The sequence below is a fragment of the Bacillus sp. RCC_6_1 genome, assembly GCF_041360755.1.
GTDB classification, from domain to species: domain Bacteria; phylum Bacillota; class Bacilli; order Bacillales; family Bacillaceae_G; genus Bacillus_A; species Bacillus_A cereus.
Window position 1 is genome coordinate 85,916 of record NZ_JBFUPV010000009.1, and the last position, 18,169, is coordinate 104,084.

The following is an 18,169-nucleotide window of genomic DNA, read 5'->3' on the forward strand; positions in this document are numbered from 1 at the left end:
CAATAGTTATTTTGAAGCTAATGAATTTGTTAGTGCCTCTTTGTTAGCGATATCTTCTTTCTTTATTTGCATACGTACAACTGGCCCTATCGCTAATAAAATAAGTGCCATCGCTATACAAAACACAGTAACTAGTGAAGTTAGTTCCTTTAATCCTCCAGCTAATGAAGTTCCAATTAGCATTGCCCCCATAAACAGTGGTAAAATCGTTCCATTTACTCTTCCAACCATATTTTCTGGTACAAGTTGAATCATAAGCGTACCGACAACAATATTAACACAAGCTAAACAAATACCTGTTCCAAATCTCATGAAACTAGTAATCCAAAATGATGTAGATAGCCCTTCTACTAAAAATGAAAGGGCTAATATACCCATACCGAATACAAACATCTTTTTCGGATTCACTTTTGAAGCGAAAACTGCAGCAACAATACCACCGAGTAACATACCTATTCCGTCAGCTGCCGCTAAATATTGAACAGCTTCTTTTTCCATACCTAAACGTTCAATTACAAGGAATACTTCTAATGGATTCGTTAATCCAACAGCTAAACCCATAATTGTAAAAGTGATCGTAATCATACGTAAATTTTTCGTATGAAGAACATACTTCCAACCTTCTTTTATATCATTTTTTAATGAGTCTCTCGCCACCTGCTCTTTTTCAACCCATTTTGGTAAGAATGAAAGGGCGATAGCAGATAACAAAAATAAAATGATTAAGCTATATAGTGATGTAAATAAACCAAGTTGTGTATACACAAGCGATCCCACCACTGGTCCAAAAATCAGAAATAATGACTGTAATGTTTGGTTAAATGCAATCGCATTTGCTACCTCTCCTTCTTTTACATAGCGCTTAAATATACGCGAAGATGAGGGCTGAGAAAACTGACCTACAATCGCGGAAATGAGTGTTGCAAAAAATATAGCCTGCCAATAATCCAGCTTTAACAACAAGACAATTCCTATAATAGACAGTACACTTAATACATCTCCAGCGACCATTGTTCTTTTCGGATTCCAGCGATCAGCTAGCGCACCACCGATAAACGAGAAAATAAAAATAGGTGCATATTCCATAACTGATAACAACGAAACAGAAACTGGATCATTATTCGTTCGCTCCATTATAAAATACAAAAGAGCCATATTTCTGATCCAAATTGCAAATTGTTGTAAAATATCAGACGCCATAACGAGCATAAATGCTCGGTTTTTAAATAAAGCGTTCATTTTCATTCCCCTTTCATAAACCGACCGTTCGGTCTAATTTATTTTGTAAGAAAAGCAACTGACCTATTATTCAGCTGCCATTCCTTTTAACAATACATCTATTGCCTTTTTATAAATACGTTTCAGCTCTTTATAATCTAATTCGTAGTAAAGCACTCCAAGTCCTGATAATAATCCGTTTACAATATACATAAGATCACGAGTATTATCTTCACGGAACTCTCCAGACTGTATACCTACTTCAATTAATTTCTCAAACATAACATATGATTCTCTAGTTAAAGCTAACAGTTCATCCAGAATCTCTTTACTTACAACTTGGCTCATAGAGAATTCCTCTATTGCATTTGAAATTGGTTGCTGTATGTCCTCTACATGATATTCCGCGAGACCATATAGTTTTTCAGTACTAGTGCTATACAACTTCTCTTTTTCATTCCATTTTTCAATCCAATCATACGTATGCTGTTTCACTACAAATAAAAATAATTCTTCTTTACTTTTAAAGTGATAATAAATACTTCCTTTACTTCGCTCTGTAATTTCACAAATCTCTTCCATAGATGTAGCTGCGTAGCCCTTCTGTGAAAATAGACTTTCTGCTTTATATGCAATTTCTTTCTTTATCTCTTCTGCGCTTCTTCTCATATTCACACCTCTTTAAACCGACCGTTCAGTCTAATAATAACAAATCAAAAACCTCTATCGCAAGAGGCTATATTCCTTATTTAAGAAAACGTACTTTCAAACCAAGTTCGAATCATATGTATGGTTCCAAATTTAAATGCTAATTTAACAAGAAATACGCCTCCTGCAGCTAATAAAAATAACACTACTTTCCCCTTATTTTTCACTTTCGGTTCCCTTTTCATTTCCATTCCCCTTAGTATGTTAAAAATATTAAACAAACGTTTGTTTAACTGTGTTTATGCATATGTAAGCCGACTAATCAAACGTTTGTTTAAAAAGAAATACGCCTATATAAGGCGCATTTTTATCAATCACCACCGCCACCACAGCTTCCTCCGCTATCTCCCCCAAAAGATCCTCCACAATCATGTGAGCCGCCATCATGCGAGCTATCATTATCAGATCCAGCAAAGAAAAATAATGGTGATGAGCTGTTAGATGAATTATGAATGTTATTTTGTTTTGTAAGATTTACCTTCTTTTTGTTCGATCGAACTGCTGTTACGATTGTTCCAACTACAACAAATAATAGTATGACAATAATAAATTCCATTTAAAAGCCTCCCTTATTCCTCGAATAATTGAATGGTTCTCTCTAAATTTTCAAGTGAAATGAAGCGTGATTCACGAAGAATTTCTTTTCCATTATGAAATAATAAAATTGTTGGCCCTGTAAATACTCCATATCGCCCCGCAATCTCCTGCATGTCTTGTAGTAATATCTCTATTTTCTCTACGTAATCATAATTCTCTAATACGCAATTTACTTTTCTTAGCATAACATCACAAACACCACAATTTTCCGTTTTAATAAACAGAAGTACCAATTGTTGTTCTTCAATATAGGTCGCTAATTCTTCTATCGTTTTAAATGTAGTCATCTTATCCCTCTTAGCGTAATTTACGAAATACTTTGTCTTGATACATACGAAAAGCTGAACTATCTTTAATCTTTCTCTTTTCCATTACCTGCTGAAAACGAAGCGTTTTTGCTGTTAACTCTTCTCGTAATCTCTTTCTCTCTTCTTCATCATAACAGCAAGCAATTAGATCCTCTATTTTTAATATATCTTTTTGTAGTTCCATTTCTGGTGGAATCATTCCCGCATTTTTTAAAATTTTATAACTCATTCTAAGTTCTGGAGGTACCATTGAAAGATCTTCTAATTGTAGTGGTTTTCCTTTTCCCGGAAGATAATCAAGATCACCATTCCGTATTGCTTGTCGAATTTTTTCTTCAGCAATGTTCAAAAACACATCCACACCATTCCCTCCTTTACATATTTTTACTATTATTTTACATGATATTTCCTTATCTTTCTACGTCTTTAATAATTGGCTCCATACAATTTTTTCTCAAATTTATTTATAATAAGCTTTTTCCTCCCATACCAATCTTTCGTTTTCATATATAGTTTGTATTCAAGCCTTTTTGTATTGAGAAAGTCTTTTTTAACTTAATAAAGCGTTTACACTAAATCTTACATTTGTTACGATTTAATCACCCCCAGCTCCCTTGTATAGACTTCGTGATGTCTGATCATTTTATCTAGACGTTTCACACGTCTAGATTCATTTTGATTTATTGGCGTATGCCTTTAAATATATCTTTTATTTTGAAAGGAGAAATGGCTATGAGGTCTCAAAAATTCACACTGCTATTACTATCCCTACTACTTTTCTTACCTCTTTTTCTCACAAATTTTATTACTCCAAATCTCGCATTAGCAGATTCACCAAAGCAAAGTCAAAAAATTGTTGGGTACTTTCCTTCGTGGGGCGTTTACGGACGTAATTATCAAGTTGCTGACATTGATGCATCAAAACTTACTCACCTTAACTATGCTTTCGCGGATATTTGTTGGAATGGAAAACATGGAAACCCTTCTACTCATCCTGATAATCCAAATAAACAAACGTGGAACTGTAAAGAATCTGGTGTACCATTGCAAAATAAAGAGGTTCCTAATGGTACTCTTGTACTCGGTGAACCATGGGCTGATGTTACCAAATCGTATCCTGGCTCAGGGACAACTTGGGAAGATTGCGATAAATATGCCCGTTGCGGAAATTTCGGGGAACTAAAACGATTAAAAGCTAAATATCCTCACTTAAAAACAATTATTTCCGTTGGTGGCTGGACTTGGTCTAACCGCTTTTCTGATATGGCCGCTGATGAAAAAACAAGAAAAGTATTTGCTGAATCTACAGTAGCTTTTCTTCGCGCATATGGGTTTGATGGCGTAGATTTAGACTGGGAATATCCGGGCGTTGAAACGATTCCTGGTGGTAGTTATCGTCCTGAAGATAAACAAAATTTCACTCTCCTTCTTCAAGACGTCCGAAATGCTTTGAATAAAGCAGGTGCTGAAGATGGCAAACAATATTTACTAACAATCGCTTCAGGTGCAAGTCAACGCTACGCTGATCATACAGAACTAAAGAAAATTTCTCAAATACTCGATTGGATTAATATTATGACATATGATTTCCACGGCGGATGGGAAGCTACTTCTAATCATAATGCAGCTCTATATAAGGATCCAAATGACCCAGCAGCAAATACGAATTTTTACGTAGATGGTGCTATAAATGTTTATACAAATGAAGGTGTTCCAGTCGATAAACTAGTATTAGGCGTACCCTTTTACGGACGTGGCTGGAAAAGTTGTGGCAAAGAAAATAACGGACAATATCAACCTTGCAAACCAGGTAGTGATGGGAAACTTGCTTCTAAAGGTACTTGGGATGATTACTCTACCGGTGACACAGGTGTGTATGATTACGGTGATTTAGCAGCCAATTACGTTAATAAAAATGGTTTTGTACGCTACTGGAATGACACAGCTAAAGTACCTTACTTATATAATGCAACTACAGGCACATTTATTAGCTACGATGACAATGAATCTATGAAATACAAAACAGACTATATAAAGACGAAAGGTTTAAGTGGAGCAATGTTTTGGGAACTAAGCGGAGATTGCCGTACAAGTCCAAAATATAGTTGCAGTGGTCCAAAATTACTTGATACGCTAGTAAAAGAATTACTTGGTGGACCTATTAGTCAAAAAGATACTGAGCCACCAACGAATGTTAAAAACATTGTAGTTACGAATAAAAATTCAAACTCAGTTCAATTAAACTGGACTGTATCTACTGATAACGTAGGAGTTACGGAATATGAAATTACTGCTGGAGAAGAGAAATGGAGTACAACAACAAATAGCATTACAATTAAAAACTTAAAACCTAATACGGAATACAAATTTTCGGTAATTGCCAAAGATGCTGCTGGAAATAAATCACAACCTACCGCTCTTACTGTCAAAACGGATGAAGCTAATACGACACCTCCTGATGGAAATGGTACTGCTACATTTTCAGTCACTTCGAATTGGGGCAGCGGTTATAACTTCTCGATTATAATCAAAAATAATGGAACGACTCCTATTAAAAATTGGAAATTAGAATTTGATTATAGCGGCAATTTAACACAAGTTTGGGATTCTAAAATTAGTAGTAAAACAAATAATCATTATGTAATTACGAACGCAGGATGGAATGGTGAAATTCCTCCTGGTGGATCTATTACAATTGGCGGTGCAGGAACAGGTAATCCTGCCGAACTTTTAAATGCCGTCATTAGCGAAAACTAGACGTAATATCCATTAATTACTTCAATAAAGTTTGAATTTAGGTTTGAGCAATACCTCCTAAATTCAAACTTTTAATTTTATGAAAAATCAAAAATATCACAATAACCTATTATAATTATATTTAATTTCTAATATGAAGTTTATATGAAGTTCATTTGAATTTTACATGAATTTCCTTTAATTTCTATTGTCTTCCTATAATATCCATATTATCCTTTACATAAAGGAATTATTTTTATTCCATTTTGAACTATCTATATATATAAAGAAAGATAGTCACCTGTTAGGGAAAGGCTTTCGTATTATAAATATAACAAAAGAAAAAGCACGCTTATAAGCGCACCATAAGAGTGCTTCTTCATACAATTCTCATGTAAGAGTTCTCGAAAATCATGTTAATCACAAAGAAAAGGCATTAGCTCATAAAAGCTAATGCCTTTTCTTTATTCATATTGTTGAGTATTCCATTCTTCTATATTTCATAATTTTGTTATCTACGATTCATAGAAAGAAGGTTCATGTGAGACAATTAAAACCGTTCCTTTGTATTGTTGTAACGCTTCCTGTAAAGCCATCTTAGTTTCTACATCCAAATGATTAGTCCGTTCGTCTAAAATTAAAACATCAGCTTTTTCTATTTTTTCATATAAGGAGCTAACACACTTAAAATCTCTTCTTTATCCTTTTTTAATTCGAGTGATGTTAACATATCCATCGTTCTCGGCCTAGGTAATTTCACTTGTACCTCGCCAACTATTGACGCTGGTCTTTGAGATAAAATAAATACGCGATCTGAAAGCAAGATTGCCTCATCTAAGTCATGTGTAACCATAACGATTGTTTGCTTCTCTTGATGCCAAGAGTTTAAAAGCCAGCTATGTACTTCCATTTTTGTAAATGCATCTAATTTACCAAAAGGCTCATCAAGCAGCATAATTGGCTTTTCACATAAATATGTGCGCAGAAAACTAATTCTTTGACGCATACCACCAGACAATTCATCTGGATAATGGTTTGCATATTCATCTAGTTCGAACTGCTTTAATGCTTCCATTCCTTCTGTCAGCCTTTGTTTTTTCGGCTTTCCTTCAATTTCTAACGGAAGAACGATATTTTGCAAAGCTGATCGCCACGGTAGTAATAAATCTTGTTGTGGCATATAACTAACAACATCTTGCTCTTGTACTTGCTTATCGTTATACGTTACGTTCCCGCTTGTTGGTTTTTCAACATTTGCAATCATGTTTAATAATGTGCTTTTCCCGCAACCACTCGGTCCTACAAAGGAAACAAACTCTCCCTCTTGTATAGAGGCACTAATATTCTCTAATACATTCTTTCCGTCGAAAGATTTCACTATATTTTTTATTTGTAATCCGCTCATTTTTCACTTGGAAGGAATTCATTTGTAAAAGCATCTTTTACATCGATTTTCTTTTTAATAACTTTGTTGTCATATAAGAAATTCATGTAATTCGTCCAAATTTCTTCCTTCTGTACTCCCCATGCTTTAGCATCATCTTGATACTTCGTACTTAACCATTTTTGGCTTTCTTGAACTAAATCTTTATTCACATCTGGAACAGCTTTAATTAAAATATCAGCAGCCTCTTTCGGTTCCTTAATTGCAAAATTATAACCTTCTGTCGTTGCACTCATAAACTTTTTCACAAAGTCTTTATCTTGCTTCGTATGTTTTTCACTCGTAATAATAACAGGACTATAGAAATCAAGCGCTGGATCTAAGTCCTTCACCATAATCGTATTTAACTCTTTTCCTTGACGCTTCGCTTCAATACCATCCCAACCGTAATAAATCCATTCGAAATCTGCATCACGGCCAATTGATTTAAAGAAATCTGTTTGTCCTAAGATGATTTTTTCAACTTTATTAAAATCAGCTTGATGTTTATCCATAATCGTCTTTAATGTCGCTTCTTCTGCTGGTCCTCCCCAGCCGCCGTAACGTTTACCTTCAAAATCTTTCGGTGACGTCATATTGTCTTTCTTAAGCGATGCAAACGCTGAAGTGTTATGCTGAATAATCGCTCCTACAGATACAACAGGAATTCCTTCTACACGAGCTAACGTTACATTTTCTTGTGCACTTATTGCGAAGTCTGCTTTTCCTGATGCTATCATTTGCTCTGCTGTTACATTGTCACCTGGTTGAATAATTTCTACATCTAATCCTTGCTTTTTGTAATAATCTTTCGTTTTCGCTACATACAAGCCAGTATGATTCGTATTTGGAAACCAATCTAATACTACTTTTACTTTTTGATCTTTACTTGCACTTTCTTCTTTCTTCGCCGGATTACATCCAGCCACACCTACCGCTACTAAGGCAGCTAACATAACTTTCAAACCTTTTTTCATTTTCTGCCGTCCTTTCTATATATCCATGGTGCTGTTATTCTTGCCATAAACTCTACGATAAAATACAGGCATAATGTCACCATAACGATGATTGCTGCAACACCAAATACTCGGGCAGTCAAAAAGGATTTTGTAGCCCTCGTAAGCATAACGCCTAATCCTTCACTTGCACCGAGCCATTCTCCGATAATTGCCCCCATTACGCTATATGTAACTGCAATTTTTAAACCTGAGAAAAAGTATGGGAGCACTGCTGGAAATTTTACCTTCTGGTAAACTTGCCATTTCGTCGCCTTCATTGTTTGTAACAGTTTCAGCATATTTTTATCTACTGTTTGAAAACCTTCTAAAATACTAAGCGCAATTGGGAAGAAACAAACGAGTATTACGACCATTACTTTCGGCAACATCCCATATCCAAACCAAATAATAAATAGCGGTGCAAGTACAACAATTGGAATTGTTTGCGAAATAACGAGCAATGGATTTATTAAAATACGAAATAACGGTATAACATCCATAATAATTGCGATGCTCGTCCCCAATAAAATTGCAAAGAATAGTCCAATTATAACTTCCTGCAGTGTTTGCATCGTATTTGGTAATAGTAAATCTTTCATCCCAATTAATTCTTGAACAATGGCAGAAGGCTTTGGTAAAATCCACGGTTCGATTTTAAATAATGAAACAGATCCTTCCCATATCGCAATGAGAAGGATAAGCCAAATAGTTGTAATAAGTTTAGATTGCTTCTGGTTTTGCATATTCATCACGGTACTTCCAAACCTTTTCATCTATCGTTACACCAGTGCTTGGACGATAATGGATTTTAATAGAAGTAATCACTTCTTCTGCTCCAGCATCGACGCAAGCTTGTTGCGCACGTTTAACGACATCAAGAAGTACATCTAATTCTCCTTCCAAAGTTGTTTCCATTGCCCCTACTTCATAACGAACTCCCGATTGTTGCACAACTTCAATTGCTTTATCGACAACAGAATATACATCTTTCGTTTTCGCTTGTGGTACTACTGAAAATGACATTGTAACTTGTTGTGACATAATAAAATCCCCCTTATAAAATTAAATTTCAAAAATAAGAAAAGGCTTTCCTACTGCGTAGGAAAGCCTTGTATGCAAGTTATTACAGAATAACATATGCTACATCACTTTAAGTAACTCCCTACGCTGGCATTATCCAGATCAGGTTGAGGGTCGATGTTTACTTACATCCTCTCAGCCAATTGGCTCCCCGGTCCTTAATTCGTTTTCATTGTAGCATGATTTATTTTATTGAACAAACAAAAGCATGCATAATCATTTCATTATTTTTGGAAAATAACCAACTTTTTCACCATGAGCTAATAACTGCTGTATAAATTCTTTATTAATTGCTGGTACTATCAATTCTTTTTTCTTAATCCATTCATTCGTTCTACGTGTACCCATTACAATTTCAGATTGCTGTGCTCCATCTCCTGCAACTTGAGAAGCAATTAACTCTGCTATTACTTCATTTCCCTTCGCTAATGCAAGTCCGGTATTTACATATTCTGAAAGTGGAACCATTTCAAGATTGTATCCACACTCTCCAATTAGCTGTATAAATTGTTCAAACTCAATTTGATGTGGATGACAAATATGTAACGTCTCTCCTACAATTTGCGCATCTTGTAAATACGATACAATTGATTTACTAGCAAAATCAATTGGTGTGAAATCAACTTTCCACTTCACATTTGGTGCTTTCCCAATTAATAGCATTGTTTTAATAAGACGATAAAATGCGTTTCCTTCAATATTTTGTTGGAACGAACCTGTTTCTGAATGACATGCTAAATTACCTGCACGATAAATATTTCCGCGCAAACCATTTTTCATTGCTTCACGAACAATGTTTTCCGCTTGTAGTTTACTATTTGAATATACATTCTCTAAGTCTACACTGTAATTAAAATCACCAGTTTTCATGTATGTATCCCATTGATCTACCGCTAATTCTAACGGGATACCAATTGTAGAAATAAAATGGAATGTAGCACCTTTCTCCGCTAATGCTAGCATACGGCTAGTTCCTTGGACATTTATATTTTCAAATTGTTTTACATCTCCAAAATGCCTTACATCTGCACCGCAATGAATTATCGTATCCATCTTAGAACTGATGAACATAAATTCTTCTTCGCTCATCCCAAGATACTCTTCTCCCAGATCACCAGCTACGGCCTGTATACGCTGTAACCATTCTTCACATATATCATTAAAGTAGCCTGTTAATGTATCTATAATTCTTTGCTGCACATCTTTGGTTGGTCTTACTAAACAATAAATAGTAGCAGATGTATCTCTCAACAATTCATATAATATGTGTGATCCTAAATAACCAGTAGCTCCTGTTAAAAAGACATTTGAAATCTGGGTTTCTTCCAAAACGTTTGCATACGTGATAGTATCTGGCTCGTGAATCACTTTATATTCACGAAATACTTCTTCTTTCTCTACTTTTACTTCTCGCTCAATTCGAGCTAATCCATATATCGTTCTTTCTTTAAAGAAATCTTGAATTGTTAAATGTGAGAAATCTTCTTTTAACAATGTTAAGACTCGTAATACTTTTAATGAATGTCCACCAATTGTAAAGAAATCATCATGCACTCCAACTTTTGAAATTCCTAATACTTCCGCCCAGGCGTTCGCTATTTGTTTTTCTGCTTTATTAGAAGGTGCAACATATTCTTGTAGCCGAACCGGTTCATACTTTTCTTCTAACTGAGCTAACTTCTTAACATCAATCTTTTTATTAGGTGTAAGTGGTAATTCATTAATATAAATTAGTTTAGATGGCACCATATAATCTGGTAATTGCTCTTGTAACTGATAAACTAATTCTGGTATTTCTTTTTTATTTAAAGTTGTATAGAACGCGATTAAATATTGGCTACCTTCCTTACTCTTCTTAGCAAAAACAGCATTTTCTTTTATATTATGATTTTGAGAAATTTTACTTTGGATTTCTCCTAGTTCAATACGATGTCCTCTAATTTTTACTTGATCATCTTTCCGATGTAAAAACTCTATATTTCCATCCTCTAGCAACTTAACGATATCACCTGTTTTATATATATTAACTATAGGATTAAAAGGGTTCGGAATAAAAGCTTCAATTGTTTTATTAGGCTTATTAAAATACCCTTTTGCTAATCCCACTGAATCTATATATAATTCACCAGGTACACCAATTGGACAAAGATTCATATTCTCATCCAAAATCATAACTTGATAATTAGCACATGGTTTACCAATGGGAATACTCGCAACATCCTCATTTAACTGACTAGGTATTTTATAGGTTGTCGTCACTACAGTACATTCTGTCGGTCCGTATACATTATAAATTTCAACATTTGTACCTATTCTTTCTCTCCACAATTTAATAACCTCTACAGGTAACATTTCACCACCAATCGCAATTCTTTTTAGGGAAGCTAGCTTATATATATCTTCTTCTGCTAAATAAGTTGCTACTTGTCGAACAAAAATTGTTGCTAATGCCAAGATTGAAGTTGCTTTCACTTTATAGATTGCATTTGCAAATGCCTCTACAGACAATCGCTCTTCCTCTAATAGTACATACAAGTTTCCTCCGCAGAATAAAGAAGCAAATGACTCCCATACAGAAGCATCGAAACTAAAGGAAGGAAATTGAGCAAATACATCCTCTTCTGTCAATTCATATTGCTTTTTCATCCAAGTGTACAGATTAACAACGCCTCTATGTGCTAACATCGTTCCCTTTGGATTCCCTGTTGAACCCGATGTATAAATCATATAAGCTACATCATCACAATGAATAGACAACTTTACATCTATATCTTCATAAGTTTCACTATCATACAATGAAACTGTTTGAACCCCATCACATGTTATAGGCGTCTCTTTCATCAATATAACTTTCGCTTGGCTATCTTGAATAATGTACTGTATTCTACTTTCCGGATAATCTGGATCAATCGGAACATACGCTGCACCAGCTTTTAATATAGCTACCATACTTACTACTGTGTCTATGCTACGTTTCATAAATATTCCAACATAGTCTCCTAATTGGACGCCGTTTTTAATTAACATATGAGCTATTTGATTACTTTTTTTATTTAGCTCCTCATAAGTTAAAGTACCTTCCCTTGAAGATAAAGCTATACGATTTGGAAATTGAGTAACAGTATTATAGAACATATCGACGATACTTTTCTCAGGATATACTGCTGTCGTATCATTCACTTGACTATAAAGTGCCATCTCGGCCTCTGTAATAATATTAAAATGTTTTATATACTTATTAGTATTTTGTGATATATCAACTAAAACACCTTGTATTTGTTGTGCATAACGAGTAATCGTTGTCTCTTTCCAATTAACACTATTAAATATTATTTCTACACTTTGCATATTTTTACTAAATACAAATTGTAATGTATTCGTGTCTTTTAGCTCATAATATGTTTCACCAATAATAATAGGTGACATTTCATATAATGTATTACCGTTTTGAAACTCTTCTATTTCTTCCTCATTCATTTCTTTAATTTGCTCCAGTTGCTCTTCAATTTGTAAATTTAAACTTTCATAGGAGAGAAAATTAGAAACTTCAATAGTAATTGGAAATAAATTTCCTCTTACATGATAAAGCACGACAATATGTTTTTCTTTAGAAATATGATATAACCACGTTGCAGTCGCTCCTATTAAATCTACAATGTGAGTCAAATTTGAAAACAGTTCCGTTTTCCTTTTTATCCTAAGTTCTGTTCCTTGCACATCTTTAGGTATTTTAATACTTCCTTCTACTTTTCCTAAAAATTCTTTTACCATCTCATTATAAGAAATTGCTAATTTCATATTTATGTAAATTCCTCTCTTAAATATAATAAAGGTGTGAAAATTCACACCTTTTTCATCCCTTATTAAAGGGCAGATTCGTTCAATTCATAATCAGTAGCGGAGATACCCCCTTGATTAGAATTGAACTTTCTCCTTATTCGCTTTTAAACTCACCAATAAGCTCTTGTAATTCCTGAGAAAGCCAACTTAAAGAAGTCGCTAATTCTGCAATATCTTGTACTGATATTTCTTGCTCTTTCATGCTTTCTTCAACATTACTACTGCTGTTGGCATAAGTATTTGCAATATGTGATAATTCATTTACGACTTGAACAATATTCTGGCTATTTTGTAAAATGTCACTCGAATTACCGGAAACAGCTTTTACTTGATCTGTAACAGATTGCGCTGATTTTGAGATTTTTTCAAAGAAATCTCCACTACTTTGAACAAGCGAAATTCCAGTTTCTACTTCTTTTGAACCTTTTTGCATGGAAACTACAGCATCTTCTGTCTCAGCTTGTGTTTCACCAATTAATTTCGCTATATCTTTTGCAGACGCTTCCGTTTGTTCTGCTAATTTTCGTACTTCATCAGCAACAACTGCAAACCCTCTTCCAGCTGCTCCAGCACGTGAAGCCTCAATAGAAGCATTTAAAGCTAATAAATTTGTTTGATTTGAAATACCTGTAATTACAGTTACGATATCACTAATTTCTTTTGACCTTGTTTCTAACGAATAAATGATGGAAGATAAATCTTGTACTGCATTTTGGATTAAACTCATTTGATTAATAATTTGTCCAATCACTTCATTACCTTCAATTGAATGTTGTTCCATACCTTCAGAAGCAACCGCAACTTGTTTTGCAGCCCCAGTTATTTCTTCTACCTTATCTTCCATTCCATGTACAATTCCTAAACATTGTTGTACTGAAGTTTTTTGAGACTGTGCCCCTACTCTTAAACCTTCAATAGAACTTGCAATCTCTTGAACTGCCATGCTGTTTTCCTCTGTACTCGCCGACAATTCTTGTGAAGAAGAAGAAACTTGCTCAGCAGTTTGCCTTACTTTATCTATAATCCCTTTAAATTTTTCAATCGTGTTATTGAAATAAACATTAATAATTCCAATATCATCTGGTCTTTCTTTTAATTTAACACTTAAGTCACCTTCACCAATTTTACGTAACCCTTCTCGTAAATCTTTTAATGGAGCTAACGAGTGACGCACGATAAAGAATTGAGTAATAGTCGCAATTGCTAATGAAATAATGATAAAGAGTAAACCCTGTATCATAAACTTCTCTTTTGTAATAGGAACAATGGAAGCATCTAAGTCAGCCGCAATAATTGCAACAATATTGTTTTCTCCATCCGTAATTGGTTCTAATATTGTCACCCACGAACCTATTTCATCTTCATATACTTCTGTCATTTGTGCCTTTTTCGTATCAATCACTTTATCGTATGCCTTCATCCAATGAGCGGGTTGTTCATAATAATCTCCCGTCTTTATAGGGAATGCATTTGTTAACTCTGTAGTCAAACCAACGAGTTGTAATTCTCGCTTTTCATTCGGCTTTGCTCCTGTAACATACGTTTGTCCAACACTTTTCAATTCTTTTGAAACTTCATCTAATTTCTCTGTTAACTTTTCTTTTTTCACTTTTTCGGCTGTAGGATCTTTCGCCATGTCTCTAACTAACTCTAAATCCAATTTTTTTAATACTATTTCTCCTGTTTCAATAGACTGCCTTTCAAATAAAGACATCATACTATTTTGAAACATGTTGAAACTTAACGCACCCATACTTCCAACAAGCGTCAAAATAACTAGTACGGTTAATAAGACGTTCTTTTGAAGGAACGATAACTTATGCCAATATTTTTTCATTAATATCCACCTTCCTTAATCAACATAAACAAAAAAACAAAATATATGAATATTTTGTTTGAAAATGTTTCTCAATATGTTCGAGAATAAAAAAAAGCCAATGTAAAAGCATTGGCAAAGACCAACCCTATCCGTCCGGTAACTGGCTAGCGTAGCCTTTCGACCTTAGCTCCTGTAGTTTTGCGTCCTCATGTTTCCATCAGTTTGCCTTTCTCGCTGAACGAGTTGAACGATATGGGAGTTCTATGAGAATTAATTTATTCTCTTTCAAAGATTACAACATATAAATCAAAATGTCTACTTATTTAGAGATATAAATACAAATTTTTAACGCATTGCTTTTTCAAAATAATTTCAAAAAGTACGTGAATGTTACTTTTTTTATGTTATATAATAAAAAATGTATAAATAACAAGGATTTCTTCGGGTATTTATTTAATTTTCATTCAAATTAAACTATTCGAATATATCTTAACTAATGAATTTCGGAGGTAGTTTATCATGTTTTGGCTACAATTTCTTACCTTGTTACTCTGTATTTTTATTGGTGCACGCCTAGGCGGAGTTGGTTTAGGAGTAATGGGTGGAGTTGGTATGGCAATACTCGTTTTTGTCTTCCACTTACAACCAACGGCGCCTCCTATCGATGTAATGCTTATGATTTTGGCAGTAATTACAGCTGCTGGTGCTTTGCAAGCCGCTGGAGGAATGGACTACCTTGTTCATCTAGCTGAAAAGGCATTACGAAAAAATCCAAAGCGTATTACTTTTTTTGCTCCAATTGTTACTTATTTATTCACACTATGTGCAGGTACTGGTCACGTTGCTTATTCTGTACTTCCTGTTATTGCAGAAGTCTCTCGCGAATCCGGAATTAGACCAGAACGACCAATGTCAATTGCCGTAATTGCTTCCCAACAAGCAATTACAGCTAGTCCTATATCAGCTGCAACAGTTGCACTTTTAGCAATGTTAGCTGACTATAAAATCACCTTATTAGATATTTTAAAAGTAAGTATCCCTTCTACTTTCATCGCTTGTATGATAGCTGCATTTGTTGCTAGTAAGATGGGAAAAGAATTAAATGAAGACCCTGAATACTTAAAACGATTAAAAGAAGGATTAATTCCTAAGCTTGAAGAGAAAAAAGAATTTGTAGGTGTAAAGGGCGCAAAATTATCAGTTATCCTTTTCCTTGTAGGAACCTTCCTTGTTGTACTTCTTGGTTCATTTGAAGCACTTCGTCCAGGATGGATAGTTGATGGGAAGTTAGCCCGTCTTTCCATGCCGAACACAATTGAGATGGTTATGTTAACTATCGCGGCTCTTATTATTATTTTCTGTAAACCAAATGTAGAAAGCATTGTATCTGGTAACGTCTTTAAAGCAGGAGCAACAGCAGTTGTTGCTATTTTCGGTATCGCTTGGATGGGAGATACTTTCTTTAATGGAAACTTAAATATGATTCAAGGATCGATTCAGCATTTAGTAACAAGTGCACCTTGGCTATTTGCTATCGCACTATTCATTCTATCTATTTTACTGTACAGCCAAGCAGCAACAGTTCGTGCCTTAATGCCACTTGGACTATCTCTTGGTATTCCACCAGCGCTACTGATTGCGATGTTCCCTGCAGTAAATGGATATTTTTTCATTCCAAACTATGGAACAATCGTTGCTGCCATTAACTTTGACCGTACTGGTACAACAGGTATCGGTAAATACGTATTAAATCATAGTTTTATGATTCCGGGCCTAATTGCAACATTTACTTCTATCGGAATTGGAATGCTCTTAATTTCAATTATGTTTTAAAGAAAAAGCACAAACCTTTATTTAAAAAGGTTTGTGCTTTTTTAATCAAATATTTGTTTAAATTTTGGGCAGTCTATTTCTTCATGTAGCACTTAAAATACTACACTTCCTTCCCTACAAACTTCTCTTTACTTCTTCAACTAATTTTCTCGTACTTTCATACGCAGATTCCGCTAAACTAATTGCTGAAATAACTGAAACACCGTCCGCACCCGCTTCTATAACTGCCGCTGTATTTTCAATTGTAATCCCACCAATACCAACGATTGGCACTGTAATTCCTTGTTCTCTAAAATAAGCTAACCCTTTCGTTCCTTGAACCGCTTTCGTATCTTTTTTCGTACTCGTTGGGAAAATAGGTCCAACGCCTAAATAATCTGCTCCATTTTCGATTGCAAAGCGTGCTTCTTCAATTGTATGAGCAGATACGCCGATAATTTTATCTCCCATTTTTTCACGAACAGATGTAATTCCTTCATCATCTTGTCCAACATGAACACCATCTGCATCTAATTCAATGGCTAATTCTACATCATCATTTACAATGAAAGGAACACTATATTCCTTACAAAGCGTCTGCAATTCTTTTGCAAAGCGCACTCTATCTTCTCCGATTAAAGAACCTTCCCCCTTCTCGCGAAACTGAAAAAGTGTCACTCCACCATCTAACGCTTCTTTCAATGCAGCTAAAGGATCCCTCGTGCAGTTATTACTTCCCATAATAAAATACACTTGCAATAGCTTAGACATTTTATCTATTTCAATGCGTGCCATTTCTTTCACTCCCTCTTACTCTAACTCCACAATCTTCCCATACTTCTCAATATCACCTGAAGTTGTATTCGCTAATTGATTTAAAAATTCAATTTGGAAACTACCAGGCCCTTTTTCTACCGCCTTAGCAGCTGCCAGTTCCGAAGCTACACCATAAAACGTTAATGCGGCTACTGCTGCTTTTACATAATCTTTTTCCACTGCTACAAATGCTCCTATTACAGAAGTTAGTAAACAACCTGTTCCCGTAACTTTCGTTAAAATAGGGTGACCATTTCGAATAACAATAGTTCTCTCTCCATCTGTAACAACATCTTCTTTTCCAGTAATGACCGCAACTGTATTTAGTTCATCTGCTGCCTGCCTTGCAATACTTACAACATTGCCATTTCCAGTACCAGCGTCTACCCCTTTAATTTCCCATTTCTCATTAATAACATTTGCTATTTCAGCCGCATTTCCGCGGATAATTGCTAAATCTATTTCGGCTGGAATATGTCTCGCAACTTCTGTTCGATACGAAGTTGCTCCTGCACCAACTGGGTCAAATAGTACTGGCACATTGTTCGCATTTGCTGATTTACCCGCGAGTAACATCGCTTCTACTTCTTCAGGACGAAGTGTCCCCATATTTAATACTAACGCTCCAGCAATGCTAGCCATTTCTGCTACTTCTTCTTTTGCATACGCCATTACAGGCGATGCTCCAAGTGCCAACAAACCGTTAGCAGTAAAATTTGTTACAACAACATTTGTAATATTATGAACGAGCGGATTAGATTCTCTCACCAAATCCACTACTTTACTAATTTCTTTCATATTCATCCTTTTCATC

General features: G+C 34.9%; 16 protein-coding genes and 2 riboswitches. Of the genes, 2 read left to right on the forward strand and 14 right to left on the reverse strand.

Annotation, left to right across the window (positions count from 1 at the left end; genetic code table 11):
• Positions 1-6 precede the first annotated feature (6 nt).
• The 6 genes from AB6801_RS22030 to AB6801_RS22055 form a co-directional block, all read right to left on the reverse strand.
• Entirely contained in the window at positions 7-1,239 is a 1,233-nt protein-coding gene (locus tag AB6801_RS22030; RefSeq protein ID WP_000992568.1) for an MFS transporter, read from the reverse strand.
• 66 nt (positions 1,240-1,305) lie between these two features.
• Positions 1,306-1,887, reverse strand: coding sequence for a TetR/AcrR family transcriptional regulator (locus AB6801_RS22035; RefSeq protein ID WP_001254434.1), 582 nt, complete (start codon positions 1,885-1,887; stop codon positions 1,306-1,308).
• Positions 1,888-1,967: 80 nt separating this feature from the next.
• Positions 1,968-2,111, reverse strand: coding sequence for a hypothetical protein (locus AB6801_RS22040; protein ID WP_000817981.1), 144 nt, complete (start codon positions 2,109-2,111; stop codon positions 1,968-1,970).
• A gap of 125 nt (positions 2,112-2,236) precedes the next feature.
• Positions 2,237-2,482, reverse strand: coding sequence for a hypothetical protein (locus AB6801_RS22045; protein WP_000394369.1), 246 nt, complete (start codon positions 2,480-2,482; stop codon positions 2,237-2,239).
• 13 nt (positions 2,483-2,495) lie between these two features.
• A complete protein-coding gene (locus tag AB6801_RS22050) occupies positions 2,496-2,810 on the reverse strand; it encodes a thioredoxin family protein (protein ID WP_000206517.1) in 315 nt (104 codons plus the stop codon).
• Between the two features lie 10 nt (positions 2,811-2,820).
• Entirely contained in the window at positions 2,821-3,192 is a 372-nt protein-coding gene (locus tag AB6801_RS22055) for a DnaJ family domain-containing protein (protein WP_000382380.1), read from the reverse strand.
• A 371-nt stretch (positions 3,193-3,563) separates the two neighbouring features.
• Here AB6801_RS22055 and AB6801_RS22060 point away from each other — a divergent pair, with 371 nt between their 5' ends.
• Complete coding sequence (locus tag AB6801_RS22060) at positions 3,564-5,588, forward strand: glycosyl hydrolase family 18 protein (RefSeq protein WP_001257486.1); 2,025 nt, start codon at positions 3,564-3,566, stop codon at positions 5,586-5,588.
• A 634-nt stretch (positions 5,589-6,222) separates the two neighbouring features.
• Here AB6801_RS22060 and AB6801_RS22065 read toward each other — a convergent pair.
• From AB6801_RS22065 to AB6801_RS22090, 6 genes are all read right to left on the reverse strand, one after another.
• On the reverse strand, positions 6,223-6,972 hold the full coding sequence (locus AB6801_RS22065) for an ABC transporter ATP-binding protein (RefSeq protein ID WP_000016085.1): 750 nt from the start codon (positions 6,970-6,972) through the stop codon (positions 6,223-6,225).
• The gene (locus tag AB6801_RS22070) at positions 6,969-7,967 is read right to left on the reverse strand and encodes an ABC transporter substrate-binding protein (protein WP_000715568.1); all 999 of its coding nucleotides are present in this window, start codon (positions 7,965-7,967) and stop codon (positions 6,969-6,971) included. Before AB6801_RS22070 ends, AB6801_RS22065 begins: the two co-directional genes overlap by 4 nt.
• On the reverse strand, positions 7,964-8,737 hold the full coding sequence (locus AB6801_RS22075) for an ABC transporter permease (protein WP_001057166.1): 774 nt from the start codon (positions 8,735-8,737) through the stop codon (positions 7,964-7,966). The genes AB6801_RS22070 and AB6801_RS22075 overlap by 4 nt, the downstream gene beginning before the upstream one ends.
• Positions 8,709-9,029: an MTH1187 family thiamine-binding protein gene (locus tag AB6801_RS22080; protein WP_000082906.1), complete on the reverse strand. Its 321-nt coding sequence runs from the start codon at positions 9,027-9,029 to the stop codon at positions 8,709-8,711. The genes AB6801_RS22075 and AB6801_RS22080 overlap by 29 nt, the downstream gene beginning before the upstream one ends.
• Before the next feature lie 101 nt (positions 9,030-9,130).
• A riboswitch (TPP riboswitch) is annotated at positions 9,131-9,232 on the reverse strand.
• A 52-nt stretch (positions 9,233-9,284) separates the two neighbouring features.
• Complete coding sequence (locus AB6801_RS22085) at positions 9,285-12,866, reverse strand: non-ribosomal peptide synthetase family protein (protein ID WP_097999054.1); 3,582 nt, start codon at positions 12,864-12,866, stop codon at positions 9,285-9,287.
• 136 nt (positions 12,867-13,002) lie between these two features.
• Entirely contained in the window at positions 13,003-14,745 is a 1,743-nt protein-coding gene (locus AB6801_RS22090) for a methyl-accepting chemotaxis protein (RefSeq protein WP_000761075.1), read from the reverse strand.
• 134 nt (positions 14,746-14,879) lie between these two features.
• Positions 14,880-14,964, reverse strand: a riboswitch (cyclic di-GMP riboswitch).
• Between the two features lie 282 nt (positions 14,965-15,246).
• On the opposite strand from AB6801_RS22090, the gene AB6801_RS22095 reads away from it, so the two are divergent.
• A complete protein-coding gene (locus AB6801_RS22095; protein ID WP_000498691.1) occupies positions 15,247-16,560 on the forward strand; it encodes an anaerobic C4-dicarboxylate transporter family protein in 1,314 nt (437 codons plus the stop codon).
• 114 nt (positions 16,561-16,674) lie between these two features.
• Here AB6801_RS22095 and thiE read toward each other — a convergent pair whose 3' ends face one another.
• Both thiE and thiM read right to left on the reverse strand, forming a co-directional pair.
• Positions 16,675-17,334, reverse strand: a complete 660-nt coding sequence (thiE, locus tag AB6801_RS22100; protein ID WP_065704944.1) for a thiamine phosphate synthase — start codon at positions 17,332-17,334, stop codon at positions 16,675-16,677.
• Between the two features lie 15 nt (positions 17,335-17,349).
• Positions 17,350-18,159: a hydroxyethylthiazole kinase gene (thiM, locus tag AB6801_RS22105; RefSeq protein WP_001056095.1), complete on the reverse strand. Its 810-nt coding sequence runs from the start codon at positions 18,157-18,159 to the stop codon at positions 17,350-17,352.
• Positions 18,160-18,169 lie beyond the last annotated feature (10 nt).

Coding starts and splice junctions, on each gene's coding strand:
- AB6801_RS22045 (WP_000394369.1), bottom strand. CDS start 2,482: ATGGAATTTATTATTGTCATACTATTATTTGTTGTAGTTGGAACAATC.
- AB6801_RS22050 (WP_000206517.1), bottom strand. CDS start 2,810: ATGACTACATTTAAAACGATAGAAGAATTAGCGACCTATATTGAAGAA.
- AB6801_RS22080 (WP_000082906.1), bottom strand. CDS start 9,029: ATGTCACAACAAGTTACAATGTCATTTTCAGTAGTACCACAAGCGAAA.
- AB6801_RS22040 (WP_000817981.1), bottom strand. CDS start 2,111: ATGAAAAGGGAACCGAAAGTGAAAAATAAGGGGAAAGTAGTGTTATTT.
- AB6801_RS22085 (WP_097999054.1), bottom strand. CDS start 12,866: ATGAAATTAGCAATTTCTTATAATGAGATGGTAAAAGAATTTTTAGGA.
- AB6801_RS22065 (WP_000016085.1), bottom strand. CDS start 6,972: ATGAGCGGATTACAAATAAAAAATATAGTGAAATCTTTCGACGGAAAG.
- thiM (WP_001056095.1), bottom strand. CDS start 18,159: ATGAATATGAAAGAAATTAGTAAAGTAGTGGATTTGGTGAGAGAATCT.
- AB6801_RS22060 (WP_001257486.1), top strand. CDS start 3,564: ATGAGGTCTCAAAAATTCACACTGCTATTACTATCCCTACTACTTTTC.
- AB6801_RS22095 (WP_000498691.1), top strand. CDS start 15,247: ATGTTTTGGCTACAATTTCTTACCTTGTTACTCTGTATTTTTATTGGT.
- AB6801_RS22030 (WP_000992568.1), bottom strand. CDS start 1,239: ATGAACGCTTTATTTAAAAACCGAGCATTTATGCTCGTTATGGCGTCT.
- AB6801_RS22090 (WP_000761075.1), bottom strand. CDS start 14,745: ATGAAAAAATATTGGCATAAGTTATCGTTCCTTCAAAAGAACGTCTTA.
- AB6801_RS22070 (WP_000715568.1), bottom strand. CDS start 7,967: ATGAAAAAAGGTTTGAAAGTTATGTTAGCTGCCTTAGTAGCGGTAGGT.
- AB6801_RS22075 (WP_001057166.1), bottom strand. CDS start 8,737: ATGAATATGCAAAACCAGAAGCAATCTAAACTTATTACAACTATTTGG.
- AB6801_RS22035 (WP_001254434.1), bottom strand. CDS start 1,887: ATGAGAAGAAGCGCAGAAGAGATAAAGAAAGAAATTGCATATAAAGCA.
- thiE (WP_065704944.1), bottom strand. CDS start 17,334: ATGGCACGCATTGAAATAGATAAAATGTCTAAGCTATTGCAAGTGTAT.